General features: G+C 67.5%; 15 protein-coding genes and 1 tRNA gene. 8 read left to right on the top strand and 8 right to left on the bottom strand.

Annotated elements, in window-relative coordinates:
* Positions 1 to 12 precede the first annotated feature (12 nt).
* From ACSFA7_RS08225 to ACSFA7_RS08215, 3 genes are read right to left on the bottom strand one after another with little or no spacing between them, the layout of a single operon-like run.
* Positions 13 to 1,434 (bottom strand): efflux transporter outer membrane subunit, encoded by a 1,422-nt coding sequence (locus tag ACSFA7_RS08225; RefSeq protein ID WP_435498953.1) that lies wholly within the window; start codon positions 1,432 to 1,434, stop codon positions 13 to 15.
* Positions 1,427 to 4,591 (bottom strand): efflux RND transporter permease subunit, encoded by a 3,165-nt coding sequence (locus ACSFA7_RS08220; RefSeq protein ID WP_435498952.1) that lies wholly within the window; start codon positions 4,589 to 4,591, stop codon positions 1,427 to 1,429. Before ACSFA7_RS08220 ends, ACSFA7_RS08225 begins: the two co-directional genes overlap by 8 nt.
* A gap of 16 nt (positions 4,592 to 4,607) precedes the next feature.
* A complete protein-coding gene (locus tag ACSFA7_RS08215; protein WP_435498951.1) occupies positions 4,608 to 5,951 on the bottom strand; it encodes an efflux RND transporter periplasmic adaptor subunit in 1,344 nt (447 codons plus the stop codon).
* 180 nt (positions 5,952 to 6,131) lie between these two features.
* On the opposite strand from ACSFA7_RS08215, the gene ACSFA7_RS08210 reads away from it, so the two are divergent.
* From ACSFA7_RS08210 to ACSFA7_RS08195, 4 genes are all read left to right on the top strand, one after another.
* Positions 6,132 to 6,800, top strand: a complete 669-nt coding sequence (locus ACSFA7_RS08210; protein WP_435498950.1) for a TetR family transcriptional regulator — start codon at positions 6,132 to 6,134, stop codon at positions 6,798 to 6,800.
* A 43-nt stretch (positions 6,801 to 6,843) separates the two neighbouring features.
* Positions 6,844 to 6,918, top strand: a tRNA-Arg gene (locus ACSFA7_RS08205).
* Positions 6,919 to 7,046: 128 nt separating this feature from the next.
* Entirely contained in the window at positions 7,047 to 7,268 is a 222-nt protein-coding gene (locus ACSFA7_RS08200; protein WP_206175878.1) for a hypothetical protein, read from the top strand.
* Positions 7,269 to 7,342: 74 nt separating this feature from the next.
* Positions 7,343 to 8,071: a glutathione S-transferase gene (locus ACSFA7_RS08195; protein ID WP_435498949.1), complete on the top strand. Its 729-nt coding sequence runs from the start codon at positions 7,343 to 7,345 to the stop codon at positions 8,069 to 8,071.
* On the opposite strand, the gene rsmI is transcribed toward ACSFA7_RS08195, so the two are convergent.
* Entirely contained in the window at positions 8,068 to 9,015 is a 948-nt protein-coding gene (rsmI, locus tag ACSFA7_RS08190; protein ID WP_435498948.1) for a 16S rRNA (cytidine(1402)-2'-O)-methyltransferase, read from the bottom strand. The two genes, ACSFA7_RS08195 and rsmI, sit on opposite strands and share 4 nt — an antisense overlap.
* 51 nt (positions 9,016 to 9,066) lie before the next feature.
* Here rsmI and ACSFA7_RS08185 point away from each other — a divergent pair, with 51 nt between their 5' ends.
* The 3 genes from ACSFA7_RS08185 to ACSFA7_RS08175 all read left to right on the top strand — a co-directional run bounded on the left by ACSFA7_RS08185 (position 9,067) and on the right by ACSFA7_RS08175 (position 10,966).
* Positions 9,067 to 9,441 carry a YraN family protein gene (locus tag ACSFA7_RS08185; protein ID WP_435498947.1) on the top strand — a complete coding sequence of 125 codons (375 nt, stop codon included), beginning with the start codon at positions 9,067 to 9,069 and terminating at the stop codon, positions 9,439 to 9,441.
* An 86-nt stretch (positions 9,442 to 9,527) separates the two neighbouring features.
* A complete protein-coding gene (locus ACSFA7_RS08180; protein ID WP_435498946.1) occupies positions 9,528 to 10,172 on the top strand; it encodes an SIS domain-containing protein in 645 nt (214 codons plus the stop codon).
* The gene (locus ACSFA7_RS08175; RefSeq protein WP_435498945.1) at positions 10,169 to 10,966 is read left to right on the top strand and encodes a BON domain-containing protein; all 798 of its coding nucleotides are present in this window, start codon (positions 10,169 to 10,171) and stop codon (positions 10,964 to 10,966) included. The genes ACSFA7_RS08180 and ACSFA7_RS08175 overlap by 4 nt, the downstream gene beginning before the upstream one ends.
* A gap of 30 nt (positions 10,967 to 10,996) precedes the next feature.
* On the opposite strand, the gene ACSFA7_RS08170 is transcribed toward ACSFA7_RS08175, so the two are convergent.
* From ACSFA7_RS08170 to ACSFA7_RS08160, 3 genes are all read right to left on the bottom strand, one after another.
* Entirely contained in the window at positions 10,997 to 11,905 is a 909-nt protein-coding gene (locus ACSFA7_RS08170; protein ID WP_435498944.1) for an NAD(P)-dependent oxidoreductase, read from the bottom strand.
* Between the two features lie 67 nt (positions 11,906 to 11,972).
* Positions 11,973 to 13,109, bottom strand: coding sequence for a PilT/PilU family type 4a pilus ATPase (locus tag ACSFA7_RS08165; RefSeq protein ID WP_176661903.1), 1,137 nt, complete (start codon positions 13,107 to 13,109; stop codon positions 11,973 to 11,975).
* Between the two features lie 27 nt (positions 13,110 to 13,136).
* A complete protein-coding gene (locus tag ACSFA7_RS08160; protein WP_013543830.1) occupies positions 13,137 to 14,180 on the bottom strand; it encodes a type IV pilus twitching motility protein PilT in 1,044 nt (347 codons plus the stop codon).
* A 51-nt stretch (positions 14,181 to 14,231) separates the two neighbouring features.
* Here ACSFA7_RS08160 and ACSFA7_RS08155 point away from each other — a divergent pair, with 51 nt between their 5' ends.
* Positions 14,232 to 14,933: a YggS family pyridoxal phosphate-dependent enzyme gene (locus ACSFA7_RS08155; protein ID WP_435498943.1), complete on the top strand. Its 702-nt coding sequence runs from the start codon at positions 14,232 to 14,234 to the stop codon at positions 14,931 to 14,933.
* Between the two features lie 12 nt (positions 14,934 to 14,945).
* On the opposite strand, the gene ACSFA7_RS08150 is transcribed toward ACSFA7_RS08155, so the two are convergent.
* Entirely contained in the window at positions 14,946 to 15,413 is a 468-nt protein-coding gene (locus tag ACSFA7_RS08150; protein ID WP_198788393.1) for an Lrp/AsnC ligand binding domain-containing protein, read from the bottom strand.
* Positions 15,414 to 15,430: the final 17 nt, after the last annotated feature.

The raw sequence follows: 15,430 nt of genomic DNA, 5'->3' as shown, positions 1-15,430 counted from the left end.
CGCCCAGGCGCCTCAACCCTTGTCTCGCGTTGCCCAGCCGCCACCCAGCGTCTTGTACAGCGTGACCTGGTTCTGCAGTTGCAGGAGCCGCGCATTGACCGCCAGTTGCTGCGCCGTGAACAGCGAGCGCTGCGCATCGAGCAGGTCGAGCGCGCTGGCGATGCCATTGCGATAGCGCAGATCGGAGAGCTTGAAGCGCACCGCTTCCGCAGTGGCCTGCGCGCGCTGCGCACGCACCTCTTCGCCCAGCGTGGCGCGGCCGGCCAGCGCGTCGGCCACTTCGCGGAATGCGGTCTGGATCGACTTCTCGTACTGCGCCACCGCGATCTCGCGCCCGGCCTTCGACGATTGCAGCGTGGCCCAGTTGCGGCCCGCATCGAAGATCGGCAGCGTGACCGTGGGCGCGAACGACCAGGCCTTGGAGCCGCGGTCGAACAGGCCCGAGAACTCGCTGCTCGCGGTGCCGATCGAGCTGGTGAGCGACACGCGCGGGAAGAAGTTCGCGCGCGCCGCGCCGATGTTGGCGTTGGCGGCGATCAGCTGCTGCTCGGCCGCACGGATGTCGGGCCGCTCGATCAGCATGTCCGAGGGCAGGCCCGCGGGCACGTCGGGCATCGGCTGGATGCCGTCCAGCCCCTTGGTGCCGCCCGAGAGCGCACTCGCCGGCACCGGCGCGCCCAGCAGCAGGGCGAGCGCGTTCTCGTCCTGCATGCGCGCGCGCTGCTGCTGCGCGTAGGTGGCGCGGGCGCTTTCCGCGGCCGTGTTCGCGGCCTGGAAGTCGATTTCGGACGACACGCCGTTGTCGAAGCGCAGCTTTGCGAGGCGCACCGATTCCTCGCGCGTGACCATCGTCTGGCGCGTGATCTCGAGCAGTTCGTCGTCGGCCATCAGCGTGATCCAGCCGGTGGCGACCGATGCGATCAGGCTGATCTGGGCGGCCTTGCGCGTTTCCTCGGTGGCGAGGTATTGCGCCAGTGCCTGGTCCTTCAATGCGCGGATGCGGCCGAAGAAGTCCAGCTCCCAGGCGGTGAAGCCGAAATTCACGCTGTACTGCGACGACACGCTGCCCACGCTGCTGTCGAATGCCTGGTAGGCGTTGGGGCTCGAGCGCGAGCCGCTGCCCGTGAGGCCCAGCGCCGGGAACAGCGCCGAGCGCTCGATCTGGAACTGCGCGCGCGCCTGCTCGATGTTGAGCACCGACACCCGCAGGTCGCGGTTGTTGGCGATCGCCGTCTGGATCAGGCCCGCCAAGCGCGGGTCGGTGAAGAAGTCCTGCCACGGCAGGGCCGCTGCCGCGGCGCCTGCCGGTTGCGACGGGTCACCCGGGAAGGTGGTCGGCACCGGCGCGGCGGGGCGCTCGTAGGTCGGGATCAGCGAGCAGCCGGCCAGCAGCATTGCCGCGGCCAGGGCTGTGGGAATCAGTTTCTTAGTCATGCTTGGGTTCCTCCACGATGCCGGCGGCTTCTGCATGCCGCTTGTCGGCCTCATGCTGACGCGCGCTGCCCTTGAACAGGGTGCGCACGACCACGAAGAACACCGGCACGAAAATCACTGCGAGGGCGGTACCGGTCACCATGCCGCCGAGCACGCCGGTGCCGATGGCGCGCTGGCTGGCCGAACCGGCGCCCGAGGCGATCACCAGCGGCACCACGCCGAGGCCGAAGGCCAGCGAGGTCATCACGATCGGCCGGAACCGCAGGTGGGCCGCGGCCAGCGCCGATTCGACGATGCCCTTGCCCTGCGCCTGCAGGTCCTTGGCGAACTCGATGATCAGAATCGCGTTTTTCGCCGAGAGGCCGATGATCGTGATCAGCCCCACCTGGAAGTACACGTCGTTCGAATAGGCGCGCAGCATCGTTGCCAGCAGCACGCCCAGCACGCCCAGCGGCACCACCAAAATCACCGACAGCGGGATCGACCAGCTCTCGTACAGCGCGGCCAGGCACAGGAACACCGCCAGGATCGCGAAGCCGTACAGGATGATGGCCTGCGAACCCGCGAGCTTTTCTTCACGCGACTGGCCGGTCCATTCGAAGCCGAAGCCTTGCGGCAGCTGGCTGGCGAGCTTTTCCATCTCGGCCATGGCGGCACCCGTGCTGAAGCCGGCGGCGGCATCGCCGCTGATGCGGATCGCGGGGTAGCCGTTGTAGCGCACCGTCTGCGTGGCACCCGTGACCCACTTGGTGGTCGCGAAGGCCGACAGCGGCACCGGCTGGCCCTGCGTGTTGCTGGCGTTCAGCTTGAGCAGGTCGTCCGGCTGCATGCGGGCGGGCGCATCGGCCTGCACCACCACACGCTGCAGGCGGCCACGGTTCGGGAAGTCGTTGATGTAGCTCGAACCCAGGCCCGTCGAGAGCGTTGCATTGATCGCGTCGAAGCTCACGCCCAGGGCGCTGGCCTTGTCGCGGTCGATGTCGATCTGCAACTGCGGCGCGTCTTCCAGGCCGTCGGGGCGAACCTGCGACAGGATCTTGCTCTGCCCGGCCATGCCAAGGAGCTGGTTGCGCGCATTGATCAGCGCCTCGTGGCCTGCGCCGGAACGGTCTTGCAGCCGGAAGCTGAAGCCGCTGGCGTTGCCCAGTTCGGGAATGGGCGGCGGGCTCAACGGGTAGATGAAGGCGTCGCGGATGCCCGAGAGCGCACCGAAGGCACGGCCGGCCAGCGCACTGGCCGAGTGGGCCGGGTCCTTGCGTTCGTCCCAGTCCTTCAACGTCACGAAGGCGAGGCCCGCGTTCTGGCCCTGGCCCGAGAAGCTGAAGCCCATCACGCCGACCATGCTCTGCACTTCAGGTTGCTTGAGGATGAAGCCCTCGACCTGTTGCATGACCGACAGCGCACGCTCCTGCGTGGCGCCGGGCGGCAGTTGCACGTTGACGATGATGTTGCCCTGGTCTTCCTGCGGCAGGAACGAGCTCGGCAGGTGCGTGTAGGTGTACGCCACCGCGCCGATGATCGCCACGTAAATGATCAGGTAGCGCGCGGCGCGTCGCAGGATGCGTGCGACCAGGCTTTCATAGCCCTTGGCCGTGCGCGAGAAGCCGCGGTTGAACCAGCCGAAGAAGCCGCGCTTGTCGGCATGGTGGCCGGCTTCCACGGGCTTGAGCAGCGTGGCGCACAGGGCCGGCGTGAGCGACAGCGCCATGAAGGCCGAGAAGGCGATCGAAGTCACCATCACCGCCGAGAACTGGCGGTAGATGTTGCCGGTCGAGCCCGCGAAGAACGCGAGCGGCACGAACACCGAGATCAGCACCACCGTCACGCCGATGATGGCGCCGGAGATCTGCTTCATCGCCTTGCGCGTGGCTTCGAGCGGCGACAGCCCCTCTTCGCTCATGATGCGCTCGACGTTCTCCACCACCACGATGGCATCGTCCACCACGATGCCGATCACCAGCACCATGCCGAACATGGTCAGCACGTTGATCGAGAAGCCCAGCGCAAGCAGCGACGCGAACGTGCCCAGCAACGCGATCGGCACCACGATGGTCGGGATGATCGTGTAGCGCCAGTTCTGCAGGAACAGGAACATCACCACGAACACCAGCGCCACGGCTTCCAGCAGCGTCTTGACCACTTCGGTGATCGATATCTGCACGAAGCGCGAGCTGTCGTACGGAATGTCCCACTTCACACCCTGCGGGAAGAAGCGCGCGAGCTCGGTCATCTTGGCGCGGATCGCCTTGGCCGACTGCAGCGCGTTGCCGTTCGGGGTCGGCTGGACGCCGATACCGACCGCCGGCACGCCGTTCAGGCGCGCCGAGGTTGCGTACGACTGGCCGCCGAGTTCGACGCGCGCCACGTCCTTCAGCCGCACGGTCGAGCCGTCGGTGTTGGCGCGCAGCACGATGTTCTTGAACTGCTCGACGTTGGCGAGCTGGCCGTTCACCACCACGGTGGCCGCGATGGCTTGGCCGGGAATGTTGGGCAGGTCGCCAATGGTGCCGGAGGACACCTGGGCGTTCTGTGCGCGGATCGCGTTGTTCACGTCGGTGGCCGACAGGTTGAAGCCCTGCAGCTTGGCCGGGTCGATCCAGATGCGCATCGCGTTCTCGGAGCCGAACAGTTGGGCCTGGCCCACGCCGACGACGCGCTGCAACTCGGGCACGACGTTGCGTGCCGCGTAGTCGCCGAGCGCCACCGGGTCGAAGTCCGGGTTGTCCGACGACAGCATCACGAACATCAGGAAGTTGTTGCGCGACTTGTCCACCCGCACGCCCTGCTGTGTCACGGCGGCCGGCAGACGCGGCGTCGCGCGCGACAGCCGGTTCTGCACGTCCACTTGCGCAAGATCGTCGTTGGTGCCGGCCTCGAAGCTGATCGTGATGGTGCCGGTGCCGTCGGCCTGGGCCACCGATTCCATGTAGATCAGGCCCGGCGAGCCGTTCATTTCGCGCTCGATGACGGACAGCACGCTGTCCTCGAGCGTCTGGGCCGAGGCGCCGGGGTAGGCGACGTTGATCACGATGGCCGGAGGCGCCACCGGCGGGTATTGCGAGATCGGCAGCTGGGTGATTGCCACGCCGCCCATCACCAGGATGAACAGCGCGATCACCCAGGCGAAGATCGGGCGGTCGATAAAGAATTTGGCCATGCGGGCGCGCTCCTAATTACTTCTTCTCGGCCGGGGCGGAAGCCTGGCCGTTCGCGGCGGGGGCTGCCGCGGGTGCTGCGGCCGATGCGGCAGCAGCCGGTGCGGCTGCGGGGGCTGCGCCAGGCGCGGCTGCTGCGGGGGCGGGGGCCGCGTTCGGGTCAGGCTTCTTCCAGGGCACGGCCTTCACGGGCGTTCCGGGCGGCATCATCTGCAGCTTCTGGAATCCGTCGACCATCACCTGTTCGCCGGCCTTCAGGCCGTCGAGCACCACCCATTGGTTGTCCTTGGCGGCGCTGATCTTCACGGTGCGCTTGCTGATCTTGCCGTCCTTGTCGACCACCGAGACGGTGTCGCCCTGCTGGGTGCGGGTGACGGCCTGTTGCGGCAGCGTGATCGCGTTGGTGGCCTGGGCCTGCTCGAGCTTCACGCGCACATAGAGACCTGGAAGCAGCTCGCCCTTGGGGTTGGGCACTTCGGCGCGCAGCGTGACCTGGCCGGTGGTCGAATCCACCGTGAGGTCGGAGAACAGCAGCTTGCCGGGTAGCGGGTAGTCGCTGCCGTCTTCCAGCACGACGCTCACGCTGGCGGCTTCCTCGCCGCCGGCGCGCTTGTACTGGCCGGCGGCCAGCGCGCGGCGCAGCTTCAGCACGTCGGAGGCCGACTGCGTGAAGTTCACGTACACCGGGTTGATCTGCTGCACCACGGCCAGCTCGGTGGCGTCACCCTGGCCCACCAGCGCGCCTTCGGTCACGAGGGCGCGGCCGATGCGGCCTGCGATGGGCGAGGTCACGTCGGCATAGCCGAGGTTGATCTTGGCGGTCGTCACTGCGGCGCGGCCCGAGGCCACGTCGGCTTCGGCGGTCTTTTGCGAGGCGACGGCGGTGGCGTATTCCTGCTTGCTCACCGCATTGGCTTCGACCAGCGGCTTGTAGCGGTCGGCCAGGGCCTTGGCCTGCACGGCGTTGGCTTCGGCGCGAGCCAGCGTGGCCTGGGCGTTCTGCGAAGCGGCCACCAGCGGTGCCGGGTCGATGCGGAACAGGAGCTGGCCGGCCTTCACGTCGCTGCCTTCGCGGAATTCGCGCTTGAGCAGGATGCCCGAGGCCCGGGCGCGGACCTGGGCGATGCGCGAGGCTTCGAGACGGCCCGGCAGTTCGGTCACGAGGCCGACATCGGTCGGTGCGGCAACGACCACGCCCACTTCGGGGGCTGGCGGATGGCCGCCACCGCCACCGCCGGCGCCGCCCGGACCGGCGGGCGCATCGCCCTTGCCGCAGCCCGCGAGGACCAACAGAACAACGGCGGCCACGGTCGCGAGACGTGGCGAAAAGGACGATGAGCGCGAGACATGCAGGAGAGGCATGCGATTCCTTTGAAGCGAAGACGGGAGATGGCGTGTTCGCAGGGCGAACAGGAAGACAGCATAAACAGTCGGGCCATCGGGGAAGCCCGGTAGTTTACATACATTCATGGATGTATAGTGACCGCAATCAATGGCCCCACGATGCACAAGGGGCGTTCGCTTTACAAATCAGGAGACTTGGTGGCACGTCGTACGAAGGAAGAGGCATTGGCCACGCGGAATCGGTTGCTCGATGCCGCGGAGCTGCTGTTTCAGGCGCAAGGCGTCTCGCAGACCTCGCTGCAGCAGATCGCGCAGCAGGCCGGCGCGACGCGTGGCGCGATCTACTGGCACTTCAAGGACAAGGCCGACCTCTTCAACGCGATGATGGAGCGCGTCATCCTGCCGCTGGAGGCCGGGCCCAACTGCCAGGCTGCCGCTGCCAGCGACAATCCCCTGGTCGAGATCGAGGAGGGCATGGTCCACGCGCTCACCCTCATGACCACCGACCCGCAAGTGCGCCGCGTGTTCGACGTGGCCACCCACAAGGTCGAATACACGCACGACATGGCATCGGTGCAGCAGCGCCACCTCGATGCGCGCAATGCCTGCGTGGTCGATTTCGAAAAAGCCCTGCGCCTGGGGGCACGCCGCGCGGGCATCAAGCTGCCGATGCCTGGCCACGTGGCGGCGCAGGGCATGCATGCCCTGATCAGTGGCCTCATCCAGAACTGGCTGCTCGACCCGACCGCCTTCGACCTGGTGCTGACCGGGCGGCGCACCTTCCGCGCCTATCTGGCGGGGCTCGGATTCGATCGACCGGCGATCGGCACGGTGGCTGCGCACGAGGCTGAAACTGCGATTGCCTGATAGGCGATAATCTCTGGCTCCGGGCATTTTCCGGAGCCTATCTCTCGCTGTATTTCAACGGATAGAATTCGGCCCTCCGAAGGCTGAGATCCAGGTTCGATTCCTGGCGGCGGGACCAAATACAAGACCGGAAGCCTCCCAAGGGCTTCCGGTTTTTTTCTTGGGTTTTCCCCCGACGTTCTCCCCGCGACCATTCACCACGCGCTGGCGTCTCCTCGCCACCGCGCACATGCAAGATTTCCACCGATGACGGAGTTGACTGATCTGGACGAGGCCAGCCTGGCAGAACATGCCGCAGAGTGGCGCCGGCGCGCACTGCGCGGCGAGAAGCAGGCGCGCGGCATCGCGCATGCCCTCGAAACCGAGATGCGCCGCCGCTCTGGCGACACGGTGACGCAGGGTATCGACCTGGACACCCGCCCGCAGGCGTTGCGGCTGGCGCCGCGGCCCTGGTGGAAATTCTGGTGAACCTCCTTCGGCAACGCGACGTGTGAAGCGCCGGGCCGGTTGCGGGGCTGTGCAGACCCTGACACCATGGCCGCATGCCTTACCAACTCCATTACTGGCCCACGATCCAGGGCCGCGGTGAATTCGTGCGGCTCGCGCTCGAGGCAGCGGGTGCCGACTACGTCGACGTGGCGCGGCTTCCCGAATCGAAAGGCGGCGGCGAGTCCGCACTGGGCGAGCGGCTCGGCGACCCCAACAACGCCCGCGCCGCCTTTGCGCCGCCCTTCCTGGTCGACGGCGACATCGTGGTCGGCCAGACCGCCGCGATCCTGTTGTACCTCGGGCCGCGGCTGGGGCTCTCGGGCGTCGGCGAGTCCGACGGGCTTTGGACCCACCAACTGCAGCTCACCATCGCCGACGCGGTGGCCGAGGCACACGACACGCACCATCCGATTTCGACCGGCGCCTATTACGAAGACCAGCGCGATGCCGCCATGCAGCGCGCGCGGTCCTTCCGCGAAGAACGCATTCCGAAGTTCCTGAACTGGTTCGAGCAGGTGCTCCAGCGCAATCCCGCGGGCGACCTGCACCTGGTCGGCGACATGCTGACCTATGCCGATCTCTCGCTGTTCCAGCTGGTCGACGGCCTGCATTACGCATTCCCGAAAGCCACCGCACGCGCACTGGCCCACACCCCGGCCGTCGAGAAACTGCATGGCAACGTCAAGCGCCGCCAGCGCGTGCACGACTACCTGCAGAGCCCGCGCCGCATCGCGTTCAATGAGGACGGGATCTTCAGGCGCTATGCGGAGCTGGACGGTTAGTCGCCCGGCTCGTCGTTGCGAATGCGCAGCGCCGTCTCATACAGCGCATTGCGCGGCGCGCCGCTGATCTCCGCGGCCAGCCGCACCGCGGTCTTCACCGGCAGTTCGGCCAGCAGCAGGCGCAGCACGCGCTCGCCTTCCGCGCCGCCGTCACCGCTCACCGCGACCGGGTGCAGCACCAGCGCGAATTCGCCGCGTACGCGGTCGCGGTCGGCGCCGAACCAGTCGGGCAGGGCGCTCGCCGCCACCGTCGCGATCTCCTCGAACTGCTTGGTGAGCTCGCGGCCCACGGTGATGCGGCGCTCGCCCAGCACCGCCAGCGCGCGCGCGAGGCTCTCGATGCGGTGCGGCGCTTCCAGCAGCACCACGGCGCGCGGCTCCTGCGAGAGCGCCTGCACGGCGGTGTCGCGCTCGCCGGCCTTGCTCGGCAGGAAGCCCGCGAAGACGAAGGCACTGCTCGCGTTGCCGTCCGCGCCGTCCGCCACCAGTCCGGCGGCGCCGATCAGCGTGGTGACGCTGCTCGCGCCCGGCAGTGGCAGCACGCGCTGACCCGCCGCGCGCACCGCCGCGACGAGCCGCGCGCCGGGGTCGCTTACGCCGGGCGTGCCGGCGTCGCTGACATAGGCGATGCGCTCGCCCTGCGCGAGCCGTGCGACCACGGCCTGCGCGGCCTCGGCCTCGTTGTGCTGGTGCACCGCCAGCAGCCGGGCGCCCGGACGGTCGATGCCGTAGGCGCGCAGCAGGCTCTGGGTGTGGCGCGTGTCCTCGCAGGCGATCACGTCGACCAGCTGCAGCACATGGAGCGCGCGCAGCGTGATGTCGGCCAGGTTGCCGATCGGCGTGGCGACAACGTAGAGCGTGGCCTGCGGATAATGCTGCGCACCCGCGGCGTCGTGCGCGGCCGCAAGGGCGGCGCCGAAAGAAGCAGGGGCGAGTGAAGCCAAGAGGTTTCTCCGTGAGAGCGGACGACAAAAAAGAGAAGACGGCAGGGAGCCATGAAGACCAGAACGACGAAGCATCGCGGAGATGCGGCGGAAGACGCCGCGCTCGCGCATCTGCAGGACGCCGGCCTCGTGCTGATCGCGCGCAATTATCGAACGCCCGGCCGCGGCGGCGGAGAGATCGACCTGATCATGCGCGATCCGCGTGGTCCTGGCGACGGCACGCTGGTGTTCGTCGAGGTCCGCCAGCGCAGTGCCGGCACGCACGGCGGCGCGGGCGGCAGCATCACGGGCCTCAAGCAGCGGCGCATCGTGTTCGCTGCGCAGCACTACCTGAGCCGGCTGCGTTCGGTGCCGCCGTGCCGTTTCGACGTGGTGTTGGTGGAGGAGAAAATCACCTGGCTCCAGGCGGCGTTCGACGCGGCCTGATGCGCCTTGCGAGGGAACTGAAGCCCTCATGAAGGCTCCACAACTCACACGTCTTGTTTCACAGCCCCCAGTTATCATCCCGCCCCATGCTCGAGCAACGGATTCAGCAGCACTTCATCGACAGTGCCGACCTCAAATACCAGACCGGACCGGTCCTCAGCAAACCCATCTCTCAAGCGATGCAGGCCATCCTGGCCTGTGTGACCAGCGGCGGCAAGGTGCTGGCCTGCGGCGCCGGCGTGTCAGGTCTGCTGGCTGCGCAGTTCGCCGCGCAGTTTGTCGGCCGCTTCGAACGTGAACGGCCCGAGCTGGGCGCCATCGCACTGCCCGGCGACACCACCGACCCCTACGCCGACAGCGCCAGCGCCATGGATGCCGACCGCTTCGCCCGCCAGGTGCGCGCGTTGGGCCAGGCCGGTGACGTGCTGCTTGCGTTGAGCGCCAGCGGCCAGTCGGCTGCGGTGCTCGCCGCCGTGCTGGCGGCGCATGAGCGTGACATGACCGTGGTCGCCTTGCTCGGCAATGCCGTCTCGGGTCCGCCCGCGGCGCCCGGTGCGGGCAGCAGCGGCACCGGCGGCGTCATCGGTCGCGCGCTGCGCGAAACCGATGTCCAGATCAGCGTGCCGCACGAGCGTGCGGCGCGCATCCATGAAGTCCACCTGCTCGCGCTGCATTGCCTGTGCGACGGTGTGGATGCCCAGTTACTCGGAGAACAGGAAGCTTCCTCATGACCATGAAGACCATGACGGCCACGTCGACCCAGCGTTTCGCCCTCGCACTCACCCTGGGTGCCGCCCTGGTCGCAGGCCTTTCCGCCTGCGTGCCCCTCGTGGTGGGTGGTGCCGCGGTGGTGGGCGTGGGCATGGTGGCCACCGATCGCCGCAGCTCGGGCGCCCAGCTCGACGACCAGGGCATCGAGCTGCGCGCCTCCGCCCGCGTGCGCGACATCGCCAACGACCAGATGTATGTGAGCGTCACCAGCTACAACCGCCAGGTGCTGCTGACCGGCGCGGTGGGCAACGAGGCGGACCGCCGCCGCGTCGAGGACGAAGTGGGCCGCGTGGTCAACGTGCGCTCCGTGGTGAACGAACTCACGCTCGGCGCGCCCAGCACCTTCCAGGACCGCTCGAACGATCTCTACATCACCGGCAAGGTGAAGGCCTCGCTGCTCGATGCGAAGGACATCTTTGCCAATTCGTTCAAGGTGATCACCGAACGCGGCGTGGTCTACCTGATGGGCATCGCCACGCGGCGCGAGACCGATCGCGCGACCGAGATCACGCGCGGCGTGGGCGGTGTGGTGAAGGTGGTGCGCGTGGTCGAGGTGGTGAGCGAGGCCGACCTCGCCGCGAGCCAGGCGGTGAACCAGTCGTCGGCACAGCGTGGCGGCACGGGCCCTGCACCGGTGAGCAACGCGACGCCTTCTTCATCTTCCTCGCGCGTGCCGCTGCCGCCGATGGAGCCGCTGCCCGCGCCGGGCTCGGCGCCCGCGCAGCCGGCGGTGACGACCTCGCCGGTCCGCTGAAACAAGAAGGCCCGCATCCGCGGGCCTTTTTCATTTGAGCCGGATGATCAGGCTTGAGGTGTCCCAGCGCCTGCCGCCGGCCTGTTGCACGTCGGCATAGAACTGGTCGACCAGCGCCGTCACCGGCACGCGTGCGCCGTTGCGCTTGGCTTCGTCGAGCACCAGGCCCAGGTCCTTGCGCATCCAGTCGACGGCAAAGCCGTAGTCGAACTTGCCGTCGATCATGGTCTTGCCGCGGTTGTCCATCTGCCAGCTCTGGGCCGCGCCCTTGCCGATGACGCCGAGCACGGCTTCCATGTCGAGGCCGGCGCGCTGGCCGAAGGCAATGGCTTCCGACAGGCCCTGCACCAGGCCCGCGATGGCGATCTGGTTCACCATCTTTGCGAGCTGACCCGCCCCGCTCTTGCCCAGCAGCGTGACCGCACGCGAAAACGCTGCGGCCACCGGCTTGATGCGCTCGAACGCGGCCGCGTCGCCGCCGCACATCACGGTCAGCGCGCCGTTCTGCGCGCCGGCTTGGCCGCCGGACACCGGCGCGTCGATGAAGTGCAGGCCCAGCGCCTCGGCCGCCTTCGACAGCTCGCGCGCCACGTCGGCCGAAGCGGTTGTGTGGTCGACGAGCACGGCGCCTTTCTTCATGCCGGCAAAGGCGCCGTCGTCGCCCAGCACTACGGAGCGCAGGTCGTCGTCGTTGCCGACGCAGCAGAAAACGATGTCGGCGCCCGCCGCCGCTTCGCGCGGGGTGACGGCGTGGCGGCCCGGTGGGCCGAATTCGTCGGCCCAGGCCTGGGCCTTGGCGGCCGTGCGGTTGTAGACCGTGACGCTGTGGCCGGCCTTGGCCAGGTGGCCGGCTATTGGCCCGCCCATGACGCCGAGGCCGAGAAAGGCGACGGTCTGAGCGGGGATGGATTCGTAGGTGCGGGTGTTGATGCTGCTCATGGGGCAGGAGCTTAAAGCCATTCGCCCGCAGGCCGGGTGCCCGCTCCGGGGCACCCCCGCATCCCGGTCAGACGATCGCGAAGTGTTCCGTGCCGGCTGCCAGGTCGGTGCTGCGCGCGCGCTGGCTGTTGAGCTTGATCTGCAGCCGCAGGTCGTTGGCCGAGTCGGCGTTGCGGATCGCGTCTTCGAAGGTGATCGAATGGCTCTCGAACAGGTCGAACAGTGCCTGGTCGAAGGTCTGCATGCCCAGGTTGCGGCTCTTGCGCATGATCTCCTTGATCTCGCCCACCTCGCCCTTGAAGATCAGGTCGGAAATCAGCGGCGTGTTCAGCAGCACCTCGACGGCGGCCACGCGGCCCTGGCCGTCTTCGGTCGGCACCAGGCGCTGCGAGACCAGCGAGCGCAGGTTCAGCGACAGGTCCATCAGGAGCTGCGCGCGGCGTTCTTCGGGGAAGAAGTTGATGATCCGGTCCAGCGCCTGATTGGCGCTGTTGGCGTGCAGCGTGGCCATGCAGAGGTGGCCGGTTTCGGCGAAGGCCACCGCGTGCTCCATGGTTTCGCGGTCGCGGATTTCGCCCATCAGGATCACGTCGGGCGCCTGGCGCAGCGTGTTCTTGAGCGCCGCTTCCCAGCTGTCGGTGTCGATGCCCACTTCGCGCTGCGTCACCACGCAGTTCTTGTGCGGGTGCACGAATTCGACCGGGTCTTCCACCGTGACGATGTGGCCGTAGGAGTTCTCGTTGCGCCAGTCGATCATCGCGGCCAGCGTGGTCGACTTGCCCGAGCCGGTGGCGCCCACCAGGATGGTGAGACCGCGCTTGGTCATCGACACGTCCTTCAGGATCTGCGGCATGCCCAGCCCGTCGATGGTCGGCAGCTTGGCGGGAATGGTCCGCAGCACCATGCCGACCTTGCCCTGCTGCACGAAGGCATTGACGCGAAAGCGCCCGATGCCGGTTGGCGAGATCGCGAAATTGCATTCCTTGGTGCGCTCGAAATCGGCCACCTGCCGGTCGTTCATGACCGAGCGCGTGAGCGCCAGCGTGTGCTGCGCACCCAGCGCCTGCTGCGACACCTTGGTGACCTTGCCATCGACCTTGATCGCGGGCGGGAAGTCGGCGGTGATGAACAGGTCGCTGCCGTTGCGGCTCACCATGAGCTTGAGCAGGTCGTTGATGAACTGGCTGGCTTGATCGCGTTCCATGATGTCGGTACTCCGGTGGGCTGTGGATCAGCCGGGGAAATTCTCGGGAATCTTCGCCTTGCCGCGGGCTTCGGCAGCGGAAATCGTGTTGCGGCGAACCAGCTCCATCAGGTTCTGGTCGAGCGTCTGCATGCCGGAGCCCTGGCCGGTCTGGATGGTGGAGTACATCTGCGCCACCTTGGCCTCGCGGATCAGGTTCCGGATGGCGGGCGTGCCCAGCATGATCTCGTGCGCCGCCACGCGGCTCTGGCCGTCCTTGGTCTTGCACAGCGTCTGCGAAATCACCGCCTGCAGCGACTCGGAAAGCATCGCGCGGATCATTTCTTTCTCTTCGCCCGGGAACACGTCGATGATCCGGTCGATGGTCTTGGCGGCCGACGAGGTGTGCAGCGTGCCGAACACCAGGTGGCCCGTTTCGGCCGCGGTCATCGCGAGGCGGATGGTTTCGAGGTCGCGCAACTCGCCCACCAGGATGGCGTCCGGGTCTTCGCGCAGGGCAGAGCGCAGCGCGTTCGAGAACGACAGCGTCATCGGGCCTACTTCGCGCTGGTTGATCAGGCACTTCTTGGATTCGTGCACGAACTCGATCGGGTCTTCCACCGTGAGGATGTGGCCGTACTCGTTTTCGTTGAGGTAGTTCACCATCGCCGCCAGCGTGGTCGACTTGCCCGAGCCCGTGGGGCCCGTCACCAGCACCAGCCCGCGCGGCTTGAGCGCCAGTTCGCCGAAAATCTTCGGCGCGTTCAGCTGCTCGAGCGTGAGGATCTTCGAAGGAATGGTCCGGAACACCGCGGCCGCGCCGCGTGCCTGGTTGAAGGCATTCACGCGGAAGCGCGCGAGGCCGTCGATCTCGAACGAGAAGTCGACCTCCAGGAATTCTTCGTAGTGCTTGCGGTGCGTGTCGCTCATGATGTCGTACACCATCGCGTGCACGCCCTTGTGGTCGAGCGCATCGACATTGATGCGACGCACGTCGCCGTTCACGCGGATCATGGGCGGCAGCCCGGCCGACAAGTGCAGGTCGGAGGCTTTGTTCTTGACGCTGAATGCCAGCAGTTGGGTGATGTCCACGGGGCTCCTCGGCTCGAGTTCGGTGACGTTTTGATACGATTTTGGACGATTATGACGATGATTGGCGACGACCTCCAGCAAGTAAAGAACCGGATCGAGGCGGCATGTGTAACGGCCGGCCGCGACCCGGCCGGGGTCCGGTTGCTGGCGGTGTCCAAGACCTTCGGGGCCGAGGCGGTGCGCGAGGCGCATGCGGCGGGCCAAACGGCCTTCGGCGAGAACTACGTGCAGGAGGGGCTGGACAAGATCGAGGCGCTCGCCGATCTGCGCGCCTCCCTCGAATGGCACTGCATCGGCCCCCTGCAAAGCAACAAGACGCGGCCCGTGGCCGAACAGTTCGACTGGGTCCACAGCGTCGACCGGCTCAAGATCGCCGAGCGCCTGTCGGCGCAGCGGCCGGCCCATCTGGCGCCGCTCAATGTATGCCTTCAGGTTAACGTGGACGGGGGTGCGAACAAGTCCGGCGTGCCGCCCGAAGAGGCCGTCGAACTCGCCTGCGCTGTGGCGGCGTTGCCACAGCTTCGGCTGCGCGGGCTCATGGCGATCCCCGAACCGGCGCCGGATTTCGCGGCGCAACGCGATCTGTGCCTGCGCGCGCATGCGGTTTTCGAATCGATCAGAGCGGCGGGCATCGAGCTCGACACGCTGTCGCTCGGCATGAGCGCAGACCTCGAAGCGGCAATCAGCGCCGGCAGCACGATGGTGCGGGTCGGCACCGCGATCTTCGGTGGCCGGGCCAGAAAGCCCGCCTGAGGCTCCGGCGCCTCAGAGTCCCAGCGGCAGCCGCGCGCTGCTCTTCACTTCTTCCATCACCGCATAGGTCCGCGTCTCGCGCACCCCGGGCAGTTGCCACAGCACCGTGCCTGCGAATTCGCGGTACGCCGCCATGTCCGCCATGCGGGTCTTGAGCAGGTAGTCGAAGCCGCCGGCGACCATGTGGCATTCCATGATCTCGTCGCGCACCTGCACCGCGGCCTTGAACTGGTCGAACACGTTGGGCGTGGTGCGGTCGAGCAGTACCTCGACGAACACCGTGAAGCCCCGACCCAGCTTCTCGGGATCGAGGCGCGCTTCGTAGCCCAGGATGAAACCGTCGCGCGTCAGGCGCTGCACGCGCGCCAGCACCGCGGTGGGCGAGAGCGCGACCGCCTCGGCCAGCTTGAGGTTGGTGATGCGTCCGTCCTCCTGAAGGATCTTCAGCAGGCGAAGGTCGATGCGGTCCAGGTCGAGCATTGGAGAATTATCCGGTT

It is taken from the genome of Variovorax trehalosi (genome assembly GCF_051216415.1).
In the GTDB taxonomy this organism is placed as follows: Bacteria; Pseudomonadota; Gammaproteobacteria; order Burkholderiales; family Burkholderiaceae_C; genus Variovorax.
This window is presented reverse-complemented; position numbering and strand designations above follow the sequence as displayed.